General features: G+C 66.4%; 10 protein-coding genes, 1 tRNA gene and 1 pseudogene. 9 read left to right on the plus strand and 3 right to left on the minus strand.

Going from position 1 to position 12,984, the window contains the following annotated elements; genetic code table 11:
- Positions 1-633, plus strand: a 633-nt coding sequence (locus LQV16_RS20680; RefSeq protein WP_356815852.1) for a DUF2510 domain-containing protein, incomplete at its 5' end; no start/stop codon positions are given.
- Between the two features lie 53 nt (positions 634-686).
- Here the strand turns inward: LQV16_RS20680 and LQV16_RS20685 are convergent.
- Entirely contained in the window at positions 687-1,205 is a 519-nt protein-coding gene (locus LQV16_RS20685; RefSeq protein ID WP_356815854.1) for a MarR family transcriptional regulator, read from the minus strand.
- A gap of 109 nt (positions 1,206-1,314) precedes the next feature.
- Here LQV16_RS20685 and bcp point away from each other — a divergent pair, with 109 nt between their 5' ends.
- The 6 genes from bcp to LQV16_RS20715 all read left to right on the plus strand — a co-directional run bounded on the left by bcp (position 1,315) and on the right by LQV16_RS20715 (position 9,639).
- A complete protein-coding gene (gene bcp, locus LQV16_RS20690) occupies positions 1,315-1,791 on the plus strand; it encodes a thioredoxin-dependent thiol peroxidase (protein ID WP_229995737.1) in 477 nt (158 codons plus the stop codon).
- Positions 1,792-1,851: 60 nt separating this feature from the next.
- Positions 1,852-1,933 (plus strand) — tRNA-Leu (locus tag LQV16_RS20695).
- 236 nt (positions 1,934-2,169) lie between these two features.
- Positions 2,170-2,847 carry a fasciclin domain-containing protein gene (locus tag LQV16_RS20700; RefSeq protein ID WP_229995738.1) on the plus strand — a complete coding sequence of 226 codons (678 nt, stop codon included), beginning with the start codon at positions 2,170-2,172 and terminating at the stop codon, positions 2,845-2,847.
- A gap of 239 nt (positions 2,848-3,086) precedes the next feature.
- The gene (locus LQV16_RS20705) at positions 3,087-4,757 is read left to right on the plus strand and encodes an ABC transporter substrate-binding protein (protein WP_229995743.1); all 1,671 of its coding nucleotides are present in this window, start codon (positions 3,087-3,089) and stop codon (positions 4,755-4,757) included.
- 78 nt (positions 4,758-4,835) lie between these two features.
- Entirely contained in the window at positions 4,836-6,338 is a 1,503-nt protein-coding gene (locus LQV16_RS20710) for a malate:quinone oxidoreductase (protein WP_229995739.1), read from the plus strand.
- A 118-nt stretch (positions 6,339-6,456) separates the two neighbouring features.
- Complete coding sequence (locus LQV16_RS20715) at positions 6,457-9,639, plus strand: efflux RND transporter permease subunit (protein ID WP_229995740.1); 3,183 nt, start codon at positions 6,457-6,459, stop codon at positions 9,637-9,639.
- 380 nt (positions 9,640-10,019) lie between these two features.
- On the opposite strand, the pseudogene LQV16_RS20720 reads toward LQV16_RS20715, so the two are convergent.
- Positions 10,020-10,220 (minus strand): annotated as a pseudogene (locus LQV16_RS20720) (MFS transporter); the annotation flags it as partial.
- A 235-nt stretch (positions 10,221-10,455) separates the two neighbouring features.
- Here LQV16_RS20720 and LQV16_RS20725 point away from each other — a divergent pair.
- Together LQV16_RS20725 and LQV16_RS20730 are read left to right on the plus strand one after the other, a co-directional pair.
- Complete coding sequence (locus LQV16_RS20725) at positions 10,456-11,583, plus strand: LLM class flavin-dependent oxidoreductase (protein ID WP_229995741.1); 1,128 nt, start codon at positions 10,456-10,458, stop codon at positions 11,581-11,583.
- On the plus strand, positions 11,583-12,044 hold the full coding sequence (locus LQV16_RS20730; RefSeq protein WP_229995744.1) for a MarR family transcriptional regulator: 462 nt from the start codon (positions 11,583-11,585) through the stop codon (positions 12,042-12,044). Before LQV16_RS20725 ends, LQV16_RS20730 begins: the two co-directional genes overlap by 1 nt.
- Before the next feature lie 54 nt (positions 12,045-12,098).
- On the opposite strand, the gene LQV16_RS20735 is transcribed toward LQV16_RS20730, so the two are convergent.
- The gene (locus tag LQV16_RS20735; protein ID WP_229995745.1) at positions 12,099-12,902 is read right to left on the minus strand and encodes a transglutaminase family protein; all 804 of its coding nucleotides are present in this window, start codon (positions 12,900-12,902) and stop codon (positions 12,099-12,101) included.
- Positions 12,903-12,984 lie beyond the last annotated feature (82 nt).

The raw sequence follows: 12,984 nt of genomic DNA on the forward strand, positions 1-12,984 counted from the left end.
GCCATGACCGTCCCGCCCAACGCTTCAGCCCCTGGCCCGGGCTGGTATCCAGACCCTGCCGGCTCCGGCCGGCTTCAGTGGTGGAACGGTTCGGCCTGGACCGGGCAGTTCAGTGCACCCCAGTTCCATGCGGCGCCGGCCCAACACCCGGTGGCACTGCGCAGGCGCATCAGTGACCGGACGCCGGTCTACAACCCGTACATCTGGACGATTGTGGCTCTGCCGCTGGTCTCGCTCATCCTGCTCATGTTCTGGAACCCGGCGCTCCGGCTGCGAACCGTGGGCACGCGGCAGATCCCGACAATTGATCCGGCGTCGATCTTCACGGCGCCGTATTTCCTCCTGGTGGCCACCAGCTTCGTGATCTTCGGCGTGTCCGCACTCCTGGCTTATCTGGACTGGGACCGGCTGCGCAAGGACGGCGTGGTCCGTCCGTTCCACTGGGCGTGGGTGTTCCTCAGCCCTGTGCTCTACGTGATTGGCCGCTCCGTGATTGTCCACGAGGTGGCCCCGCGGCGCGGGCTGGCCCCCGTGTGGGCCACCATCAGCGTCACTCTGCTCACCGTGGTGCTCACCGGACTCAAGATGTCCGCCATCTTGGCCACCCTGGCGAACCAGGCCGCGACGATATAGGACTTCGTCGGGCGAGGTTGGCCTGAGGGATGTGCAGCCCCTTGAGCCGGCGGCTAGTTCAGCGGGGCGGTCTCGGCGGCAACGCCCGACTCGGTAGCGGCACCCGGCGCCGCAGCGGCGCCCGGCTCGGCGCCCGTAACGATGGCCGTGGCCTCCGGGGACGTGGATTTGGTTGCCAGCACCCTGACCACGGCCTGGAGCTCCTGGCGCAGCAGATCCGGGTCAATGGGCGTCGCGGCGAGCACGGAGCGTTCCATGTCGGCGGCCGCCGTGACGGCCTGGCGCCCCTGGTCAGTCAGCGACACCACATGGCTGCGCCGGTCGGAGGTGCTGCGCTGCCGCGAAATGTGGCCGTGCGCTTCCAGCCGGCTCAGTGTCTTGCCCATGGTCTGGGCCTGGACCCGGACGAGTTGGGCCAGTTGGGCTTGTGTCATAGGCCCATTCGCCGAGAGCACCTCCATGGCGATCACCCCGGCATGGGTCAGGCCAATGGCCCCCAATTTTTCGTTCCAGGAGTGTTCTACAAGACGTGCTGCCGTGGACAATAGGCGGCCCGTGGGCCAGCGATCCATATCAGGCATACCCAAGAGTATAGCGAGCAGCGGATTCGTCCGGCGCCGATCGCCTCACTAGGCTGGATGATCACCCCACTTCACGACACACCTCACCAAGGAGATACCCGTGCCTGAGCAACTCACCGCCGGTGCCACAGCACCGGATTTCACCCTCAAGAACGCCGAAGGACAGGACGTCAGCCTCCGCGATTTCCGGGGCCGGAAGACAGTGATCTACTTCTACCCGGCGGCCGCCACACCCGGATGCACCAAGCAGGCCTGCGATTTCCGGGATTCCCTCGGCGCGCTTCAGGCCGCAGGTTATGACGTGGTGGGCATCTCCCCTGACCCTGTCCGGAAGCTTGCGGCCTTCGCGGCCGCCGAAGGGCTGACCTTCCCGCTCCTCTCCGACGAGGACCACTCCGTTGCCGAGGCGTACGGGGCCTGGGGCGAAAAGAAAAACTACGGCAAGACCTACCAAGGCCTCATCCGTTCCACCATCGTTGTCGACGCCGACGGCCAGGTCGCCGTCGCGCAGTACAACGTCCGGGCCACCGGGCATGTCGCCAAACTTCGCCGGGACCTGAAACTCGACGCCGGATAGGTACAATAGAGCCTGGCGTCCGCCGCCGGGGTTCTTATCCCGGGACGACGACGGCGCCGCGCGCGAGTGGTGAAATTGGCAGACACGCAGGATTTAGGTTCCTGTGCCTTCGGGCGTGGGGGTTCAAGTCCCCCCTTGCGCACAGAGAGAACCCCGGTCTTCGGACCGGGGTTCTCGTGGTTTCCGGCGTTATTCCGGGGTTTTTCAGGAGTTTTGAAGAGGCCAAAAAGAATTTCACATCCGCACCCATCCGTTTCCTCCGAGCAGCCGAATACCCATTGAGACACCAACCAAGGGTCGGTGCCCAACAGTCGGGAAAGGGCCGCAGCGGCAAAGTTCGCCGCCGGCAAACATCGGCACAACAAAGGAGAAACCGAAATGCAGAACATCAAGCGCACCACGTTCGCCGTTGCAGGTATCGCAGCTGCCGCCATGCTCAGCCTCACTGCCTGTGGTGGAGCCACCGCCTCGTCGGCCCCCGCCTCCTCGGCACCGTCCTCCGCACCGGCGGAATCCAGCATGGCATCCCCTTCCACGACCGCCTCCGCCGCAGCCATGGATCCGGCCGCCAACCTTGTCGGCTCCGGTTGCGCCGCCTACGCCGCCCAGGTTCCCAGCGGTGCCGGCTCCGTCTCCGGCATGGCACTTGACCCGGTGGCCACCGCGGCGTCCAACAACCCGATCCTCACCACCTTGACCGCCGCTGTTTCCGGCAAGCTCAACCCCAAGGTCAACCTGGTGGACACGCTCAACGGCAGCGAATTCACCGTCTTCGCCCCGACGGATGACGCCTTCAAGAAGATCGACGCCGCCACGATCGAGGCCCTGAAGACGGATGACGCCACGCTGAGCAAAATCCTGACCTACCACGTAGTCCCCGGCAAGATCACCCCGGACCAGATCGTCGGCACCCACAAGACGGTTCAGGGCGGTTCGGTAACGGTAACCGGCACCAAGGATGCCCTCAAGGTTGACGACGCCAACGTTGTCTGCGGCGGCGTCCAGACTGCCAACGCCACTGTCTACATGGTCGACTCAGTCCTGATGCCCAAGTAGGCAGCTTCAAGCCCTCCTGCCCGGCTCCAGCCTGACTCCCTGGACCACTAGGAGAAGCGAAGGCCCGCACCCCCAGGTGCGGGCCTTCGCTTTTTGTGGTGCCGTGCCGCAGGGGGCTGATGGCCGGAGACGGTGTGCCACAAAAGCTGGCGGACCCGGCCGTCAACTAGACTGGGGCTGTTCCGCAGCCGGCGGACCATCCAGTTCTTAGAGGTGATTCTCGAGTGCCCAGCAGTACAGTGCCCAGCAGGACAGTGCGGCGGATTGCCGCCGGCATCGGGGCCGCTCTCCTTGTGCTGCCGCTGGCGTCCTGCACGGGCAATCTCGGCCCGGCACCCAGCTCCGCAACCGCCTCTCCCACCTCCACCGCGGCACCCACCGCGGTCTTCACCTTCGGCACCGGCTCGGAGCCGCTGGGGCTCGATCCTGCCCTGGTCTCCGACGTCGAGTCCTACCGCGTCACCCGGCAGGTCCTGGAAGGCCTCGTTGGCGTGGACCAGACCACCGGCCAGCCCACGCCGCTTCTGGCCACCGAATGGTCCCAGAGCGATGAAGGCCGGACCTACGAGTTCAAGCTGCGCGAGAACGTCACGTTCCAGGACGGGACGAAGTTCGATGCCGCCGCGGTCTGCACCAACTTCAACCGCTGGTTCAACTTCTCGCAGGCCCTCCGCGACCAGGCCACGGGCACCACATTCAAGGGTGTGTTCAAGGCCCATGCGGACCAGGCCCCGCTGTCCATCTACAAGAGCTGCACCGCGGTGGCGCCGGACAACGTGCGGATCGGCCTCAGCCAGCCCTTCACAGGATTTCTCCAGGCGCTCACCCTCCCGGCCTTCGCGATCTCTTCGCCCAAGGCCCTCGCCGCCGGGAACGCGGACGTCCTGAACCAGAACCGGGGCGGGCAGCCGGTGTCCGCCTACGGCCTCCACCCGGTGGGCACCGGACCATACGTCTTCGGCTCCTGGGACCCGGGCAGCGTCACCCTGGGCAGCAACAAGGACTATTGGGGCGAGAAGGGACAGATCGGGACCATCAAGTTCGTGACCTACGATCACCCGCAGACCCGGATGCAGGCACTCCTGGAAGGCAAGATCGACGCGTACGACGCCGTCACTGTGGGAAACTTCGACCAACTGGTCAAGAGCGGAAAGCAGATCATCCAGCGGGACCCCTTCTCCGTGATGTACCTGGGCATGAACCAGGAAGTCCCTATCCTGCAGAACCTCAAGGTGCGCCAGGCGATCGAGATGGGGCTGGACAAGGACACGCTGATCCGCCGGTTCTTTATCGACAACACAGCCCAGGCGTCCCAGTTCGTTCCGCCCAAGCTCAGCGGCTTCAACAACAACGCCGCAGCGCTGGGCTACAACCCGGGCAAGGCCAAGGAACTCCTGGCCGAGGCCGGCTACAAGGGTGAGGAGCTGAAGTTCTACTATCCGCTCAACGTCACCCGGCCCTACCTGCCGACACCGGAAAAGGTGTACGCCGAAATCAGCCGGCAACTGACCGCCATCGGGCTCAACATCAAGCCCGTGCCCGTGGACTGGGCAGACGGCTACCTGCAGAAGGTCACCTCTCCGGGCGACCACGCCCTGCACCTGCTCGGCTGGAACGGCTCGTATTCGGACCCTGACAACTTCGTGGGCCCGCTCTTCGGCGAGAACACCGGCGAATTCGGCTACCAGGATCCCCAGGTCTTCTCCAAGATCGCCCGGGCCCGGGGCTTGCCGGACGGCAAGGACCGCACTTCGCAGTACCAGACCATCAATGGGCAGATCGCGGCCACGGTGCCCGCGGTTCCCATTGCCTTCCCGATCTCGGCACTGGCGCTCTCGGACCGGGTCCTGAAGTACCCGGCGTCGCCGGTGCTTAATGAAGTTTTCACAAAGGTCGAGCTAAGGCCTTGACGCCCGGGGTCAATTTCAGTTAGTGGGCGGTGCGGGATATTCTGTGACAGCCAGAGCCGCTGCTATCGGAGACTGATTGTGACTTTCATTTCCAAGACCCAACATGCCGACGTCGTCCTGATTGGCGGCGGCATCATGAGCGCCACGCTCGGTGCTTTCATCAAGCAGCTTGAGCCGAACTGGACCATCTCGCTGTTCGAGAAGCTCGACGAACCCGGGCTGGAAAGCTCCGGCCCGTGGAACAACGCCGGCACCGGACACGCGGCGCTGTGTGAGCTTAATTACTCCCCCGCAGCCAAAGACGGCTCGGTGGACCCCGGCAAGGCCCTGAACATCAACGAACAGTTCCAGCTGTCCCGCCAGTTCTGGTCCCATCTCGTCTCGAATTCCCTGATCGGCTCCCCCAAGGGCTTCATCAACACCGTTCCGCACATGAGCTTCGTGATCGGCGAGGACCACACCAAGTTCCTCCGCACCCGCTACGAGGCCCTCAAGCCGAACCCGCTGTTCCGCTCGATGGAGTATTCCGAGGACCACGCCCAGATCGCCAAGTGGGCACCGCTGATCGTCAAGGGCCGCGACCCGAAGCAGCGGGTCGCGGCAACCCGCGCCGCCGAGGGCACCGACGTCGATTTCGGTGCCCTGACCCGCGAGCTGACCACGTACCTGGGCAACAACGGCGTGGAGATCAACTACGGCCACAACGTCAGTGACATCAAGCGCGCGTCCGGCGGCGGCTGGGACCTGGCGCTCAAGCACCCGCGCTCCGGTGAGCACGGCTCCATCCACGCGAAATTCGTGTTTGTCGGTGCCGGCGGCGGCGCCCTTCACCTGCTCCAGGCCTCCGGCATTCCGGAAAGCAAGGGGTTTGGCGGCTTCCCGGTCTCCGGCCAGTTCTTCCGCTGCACCGACGAGGCCCTCGCGGCCCAGCACAGCGCGAAGGTCTACGGCCAGGCATCCGTCGGCGCCCCGCCCATGTCCGTGCCGCACCTGGACACGCGCTACGTCAACGGCAGGCGCTCCCTGCTGTTCGGCCCCTACGCCGGTTTCTCCACGAACTTCCTCAAGAACGGCTCCTACCTGGACCTGCCGCTGTCCATCCGCCCCTCCAACATCATCCCGATGCTGGCCGTGGCCAAGGACAACATGGACCTCACCGCCTACCTGATCAAGGAGGTCGCCAAGCGCCACGGCGACAAGGTCGAGGCCCTGCGGGAGTACTACCCCGAGGCCCAGGACGGCGACTGGGAGCTCATCACCGCCGGCCAGCGGGTCCAGATCATCAAGAAGGACCCGAAGAAGGGCGGCGTGCTGCAGTTCGGCACCGAGGTCATTGCCGGACGCGACGGCACCATCGGCGCCCTGCTCGGCGCCTCCCCCGGCGCGTCCACGGCCGTGCCGATCATGATCGAGCTGCTCCAGAAGTCGTTCCCCAAGAACTTCAAGGGCTGGCAGTCCAAGCTCAAGGACATGATGCCCGGCTACGGCATCAAACTCAACGACAACCCTGAGCTCGCCGCGCAGCTGGAGGCCCAGACAGCCAAGACGCTGCAACTCGAACAGGTCACCGCCCGCAACTAAGCCGGGGCCGGGCCACGGCTGGTCTACACTGCTGGTTTGGGACCGCTGCAACTCGTTGACGTCCCCGTTTTGATGTCCCGTTGTGCAGGACGCCCTCGACCCACCAGGAGACCATGAGATGTTCCGGCTTGCAAAGCTGTCTCTCGCCAACAGGGCCCTGATCGCGCTGATCACGGTGTTCGCGTCCGTGTTCGGCGTGATCACGATGTCCTCGCTGAAGCAGGAGCTCATCCCCTCCATCGAGTTCCCGCAGATCACGGTCATTTCCTCGATGCCCGGCGCGTCGCCGGAAGTGGTGGACAAGCAGATCAGTGCCCCGCTGGAAAAGGCACTGAACAGCGTCGAGGGCCTGGAGTCGACGTCGTCGACGTCCCGGAACGGCGTCTCCCAGATCTCCCTGGCGTTCACGTACGGCTCCAACCTGGACCGGGCGCGGAACCAGATCGACCGCGCCATCTCCAACGCCAAGCAGGCCTTGCCGAAGGACGTCCAGCCGCAGGCGATCGCCGGGAGCATCAGCGACTTCCCGATCGTGTTCCTGGCCGTGTCTTCGGACAAACCGCTCAGTGAACTCAACGCCGATCTCGCCCGGCTCAGCGTCCCCCGACTGCAGAAGCTCGACGGCGTCAGGGGCGCCGACGTGACCGGCGGCGCCACGCAGCACATCCAGATCCTGCCGCGGCCCAAGGACCTGGCCGCGTCGGGCGCGGGCATCCAGTCCATCAGCGACGCGCTGAAGAACAACGGGGCGTTGGTTCCGGCCGGCACCATCGAGGAACAGGGCAAGACCCTCTCGCTGCAGATCGGCAGCCCGGTGGACTCCCTCGACGCCATCAAGGCCCTCCCCCTGGGCGCGGCCCGCGATGCGGCGACCATCGGCAGTGTGGCAGATGTCAGCCTCGTCGAGGACGCCCGCACGTCCATCACACGGACCAACGGCAAGGAAACCCTCGCCCTGTCCGTGACCAAGAAGCCCGAGGGAGACACCGTCGCGATCTCCCATGCGGTCAAGGACGCCATCGCGCAGCTCGAGGCCGAGCTCGGCTCCAATGCCAAGTTCACCCCGGTCTTCGACCAGGCGCCGTTCATCGAGAAGTCCATCAAGGACCTCACCACCGAGGGCCTGCTGGGACTGGGCTTCGCCGTCCTGGTGATCCTGGTGTTCCTGATGTCCGTGCGAGCAACCCTGGTCACGGCCGTGTCCATCCCGCTGTCCCTGCTGATCACGTTCATCGGGCTCTCGGCCACCGGCTACTCGCTCAACATCCTGACCCTTGGCGCGCTCACGATCGCAATCGGCCGCGTGGTGGACGACTCGATCGTTGTCATCGAAAACATCAAACGGCACCTGAGCTACGGCGAGGACAAGATCACCGCGATCGTGACCGCCATCCGCGAAGTCGCCGGCGCCATCACGGCGTCCACCCTGACCACCGTGGCCGTCTTCCTGCCCATCGCCTTCGTCGGCGATCTGGCCGGTGCGCTGTTCCGGCCGTTCGCCCTGACCGTGACCATCGCCCTGCTCTCCTCGCTGCTGGTCTCGCTGACCATCGTGCCGGTGCTGGCCTACTGGTTCCTGCGCACACCCGCCGTCACAGGCTCCCCGGCCGGTTCTGCCGCTGACATTGCCGCCAAGGCGCACGAGGCCGAGCAGAGCACGCTGCTGCAGCGCGGCTACCTGCCCGTCCTGGCCGGTACGCAGCGGCACCCGGTCCTCACACTTATCGCCGCGGCCCTGGTGCTTGCCGGCACCGTGGCGATGTCACCGCTGCTCGCCACCGACCTCCTGGGCCGCTCCGGCGAGAACAGCATGACCGTCAAGCAGGCCCTGCCGGCGGGGACCAGCCTTGACGAGGCCAGCGCATCGGCGATCCGGGTTGAGGACACCCTGCGGGGCATCGAAGGGATCAAGGACGTCCAGGCCACCACCGGCAACGCCCAGACCGGCTTCTCGGCCCTGCTCTCGTCCGGCGCGTCGAATTCGACCTTCACCGTGGTGACGGACGAGAAAGCCAACCAGGGCAAGCTCCAGGACACCGTCCGCAGCGAACTCTCCAAGCTCGGCGACGCCGGAAAGATCACGGTCGGTTCCCAGCAGGGCGGCTTCGGCACGTCGTCGACCGTGGACATCACCCTCAAGGCCGCCACCACCGCCGATCTCCGGACCGCCAGCGACGCAATGGTCAAGGCCATGGACGGCGTTCCCGGCAGCAGCGAGGTGGCCACCAACCTGGCCGCCAGCCAGCCGGTGGTCCAGGTCAAGGTGGACCGGGCCAAGGCCGTCGCGGCCGGCCTGAACGAGGAGCGCGTGGCCGGGGTGCTGGCCGCCACGATCAGCCCGATTCCGGCCGGGACTGTCCGCATCGACACCAACGACTTCCCGGTCCGGATCGGCGAGGGAACCCGCTTCACGAGCATCGACGCGGTCCGGGAGATCCCGCTGCCGACGGCGGCCGGCACCGTCCCGCTCGGCAGCGTCGCCTCGGTGGAGCAGGTGGACGTCCCCGTCTCCATTACCGCCAGCAACGGCCAGCGCACCGCGCGGGTCTCGGTGACGCCGTCGGGCTCCAACCTCGGCGCGGTCAGCACCGAGGTGCAGAACCGGCTCAAGTCAGTGCAGCTGCCGCCCGGGGTGACCGCCACGATCGGTGGCGCCACGACGCAGCAGGCCGATTCGTTCCGCCAGCTGGGACTCGCGCTGCTGGCCGCCATCGCGATCGTCTACGTGATCATGGTGGCTGCGTTCAAATCCCTCATCCAGCCGCTGATCCTGCTGGTCTCCGTCCCGTTCGCCGCGACAGGCGCCATCGCCCTGCTCGTGGTGACCGGGGTGCCGCTGGGGCTGCCGTCGCTGATCGGCATGCTTATGCTCGTGGGCATCGTGGTGACCAACGCGATTGTGCTGATCGACCTCATCAACCAGTACCGCCAGCCGCGCAACGGCGAACCCGGGATGAACGTGGCGGACGCTATCACGCACGGCGCCCGCCAGCGCCTGCGCCCCATCCTCATGACGGCGCTCGCCACGGTGTTTGCTCTGACACCAATGGCGCTCGGACTCACCGGCGGCGGCGGATTCATCTCCCAGCCCCTGGCGATCGTGGTGATCGGCGGCCTGATCTCCTCGACCGCCCTCACACTCATCCTGGTCCCTGTGCTGTACCGGCTCGTGGAAGGCCGGCGTGAGCGCAAGGCGCTACAGAAGTCGCTGCGCCGCGGACGCCATTCCGGGCCGGCCGTGACCGAGGACTTCCCGGACGACTTCCCCGAAGACGCTCCCGTGCCAACCGGTTCGCACTAGGAACCAGAACTCGGCGTTCCTGCCTTGTCCCGCGTTGCCCGGTGCGTCCCGTGGGCCGCGTTGGCTGCAGCACGGGCCGCGTGGGCACCGTGGGCTGCGTGGGTTCCGTGCGTTCCCTTCGAGAGCTTCAGGCGCCCACCAGTTGCCGCGGCGGCGTCCCTGTGGCGGGGCCCGCTGGACACCAGGGCCGCGAGGGCTGCGGGTGCGGCGGGGATCATCACTTCGCGCGACGGGTTGCCGGAAAATGTTGCGTTCTCCGGGACGTCTTCACCCTTCATCAGAAAGGCGTCGGCCCCGAGTGACGAACCTTCGCGCATCGTCGCCCCGTAGTTGACCCAGGCGTCCACGCCCATGGAGCAGCGGTTGCCGATCACGATGTGGTGCCCGTGCATGTCCCCCAGCTTGGCCAGTACCGGCACGGCGAGGGCGCTGACCATGAGCTGAGCGGCCTCGAACCAGTTGACGTCGGCGTCGTGGATCCCCAAGTGCCGGGCTATATCGGTGAGGATGGGCGTGTAATAGCCCTGCAGGATTCCGCTGGTGAGCTCCACCAGACACAGAAAAGCTACGACACGTCGCATGGGGGCCTTCCGGGCGGGCCGGGCACCTCGCGGCCAGCCGATTGATTGCTTCCTAGGCCCGCGCTCGTGCCACAGGCGGCAACGCGGCCGGGAAGACGAGCCGGGAAACCCGGCCGGGACGGTGCGGGAATATTCCTCCGTGGCGGGCGTTATACCCGTCGATAGATGCAAATGCATGTAAATCGGTTATAGTTGAAGCAGATCCCGGATCACCCCGGCCACGGAAAGGCACACCATGCAGATCGGCGTATTCAGCGTCAGCGACATCACCACCGACCCCACCACGGGCCGCACCCCGACCGAGCACGAGCGCATCAAGGCCTCCGTGGCGATCGCCAAGAAGGTCGAAGAGATCGGCATGGACGTCTACGCCCTCGGCGAGCACCATAACCGGCCTTTCTTCTCCTCCTCCCCCACCACCACGCTCGCGTACATCGCGGCCCAGACCGAGCGCATCATCCTGTCCACGGCCACCACACTGATCACCACCAATGACCCGGTGAAGATCGCCGAGGACTTCGCGATGCTCCAGCACCTCGCGGACGGACGCGTGGACCTGGTCCTGGGCCGGGGCAACACCGCCCCTGTCTACCCCTGGTTCGGCAAGAACATCCAGGACGGGATCGAACTCGCGATCGAGAACTACTCCCTGCTGCGCCGCCTCTGGGATGAGGACACCGTCAACTGGTCCGGCAAGCACCGCACCCCGCTGCAGAACTTCACCTCCACCCCGCGTCCGCTCGACGGCGTCGCCCCCTTCGTGTGGCACGGCTCGATCCGCACGCCGCAGATCGCCGAAGTGGCGGCGTACTACGGTGACGGTTTCTTCGCCAACAACATCTTCTGGCCCAAGGAGCACTACCAGCAGCTGATCGGCCTCTACCGCGAACGCTACGAGCACTACGGCCACGGCAAGGCGGACCAGGCCATTGTGGGCCTCGGCGGCCAGTTCTTCATGCGGAAGAACTCCCAGGACGCCGTCAAGGAGTTCCGCCCCTACTTCGACAACGCACCGGTCTACGGCCACGGCCCCTCGCTGGAGGACTTCACGTCCCAGACCCCGCTGACGGTCGGCAGCCCGCAGGAAGTGATCGAAAAGACCCTCACGTTCCGGGAGTACTTCGGCGACTACCAGCGCCAGCTTTTCCTGATCGACCACGCCGGCCTGCCGCTGAAGACCGTCCTGGAGCAGCTGGATCTGTTCGGCGAAGAAGTCCTGCCGGTGCTGCGCAAGGAGTATGCCGCGCTCAAGCCCGCGCATGTCCCGGAACCGCCGACGCACGCCGGCCGGGTGGCCGCCGCGCTGGCAGCGGGACCCACCGACGCCGCCGCCGCCGCAGAGACCACCAGCAAGGGCTCATGATGGCGGCCAGGACCACAGAATCGCCGGTACGCCTGGCCGCGGAAACGTGGGAATCCCTGTTCCGGGCCCAGGTGGCGGTGATGCGCAAGCTGCAGGCGGCGCCGGCGTTCAAAGCCCTGGCGCTCAATGAGTACGACGTCCTGTTCACGCTCTCGCGCTGCCCCTCCGGGTGGCTGCGCCTGAACGAGCTCAACGACAACGTCCTGCTGAGCCAGTCCAGCCTGAGCCGGCTGGTGGAGCGGCTCGAAAAGCGCGGGCTGGTCGAACGGACTCCGGCCCCCGAGGACGGCCGCGGGATCCTCATCCGGCTCACCGATGCCGGACGGGACCTGCAGAAGCAGATCGGCCGGGAACACGTGCGCGACATCGCCGCGCTCGTGGGCCCGGCCCTCTCCGCCGCCGAACAGCAGGAACTGCTGCGGCTGACCGAAAAGCTCCGCGCCTCGGTCGCCGTGCGCTAAGACCGTCTGAAACCCTGCGCAAAGACCCGGCGCCGGCCCGCTGGCCGGCGCTGCCTACTGGATGGTGACGAGCTTCGCCGGGTCTTCCAGCGGCAGCTCATCGACGACGGCGGTGACGCTGAGTTCCTTCAGCGACAAGCTGCCGCCCACGGTGGACAGGAATGCGGTGTCCGAGGAATCGCGCCCGGCCGTGATCCGCAGCATGCTCTCCCGCGGCGCCAGCCCCGTCGGGTCGATGACGTGCCAGGCGCCGTTGATGTGCGCTTCGGCGACGGCGTGAAAGTCCATCGGGGTCAGGCCCGGGGCATAGACAGCCGCCAGCCGGGCCGGGACGTTCTTGGAGCGCAGCAGGGCAATGGCGAGGTGGGCAAAGTCCCGGCAGACGCCGCGGCGGTGCAGCAGGGTTTCGACGGCGCCGTCGGTCCCCCGCGAGGATCCGCTGACGTAGCGCAGTTCGCTGAAGACCCAGTTGCGGATGGCGTGGAGCAGCTCTTCGCCCTGAAGCCCGCCGAATTCGGCATAGGCAGTCGGCAGCAGCCGGTCCGACTCCGCGTAGCGGCTGGGCCGGACATAGCGGATCAGTTCCATGAGCCCAGGTTCCTCGGGCCGGGCGAAGCCGGTGACGGTGGCCGAATACTCAACCAGCACTTCGGTGGGTTCGGCGAATTCCATGTAGTGGAAACGCCCGCCGTGATGGTCCGAGAGTTCGGTCACCGGCACGTCCTCGCCTCCCGCGGTTACCATGAGCGACTCTTCGACCGACCCGTACCCGCCGTTCCGGGCCACGGCCACGGCGAGAGCCACCTTGGTCTCGGCAACGGTCTTGAAGGCCAGGCGGGCGGCTACGGCGCGTTCCATGTATCTCCGTATCTCCGGGATGTGGGATGTGAGGTGGGTGCAGGGGAAGTCGCCGCCAACGGCCCGGGGATGTGCGGGTGGG

The sequence above is a fragment of the Arthrobacter sp. Bi26 genome (assembly GCF_918697925.1).
Classification (GTDB): domain Bacteria; phylum Actinomycetota; class Actinomycetes; order Actinomycetales; family Micrococcaceae; genus Arthrobacter.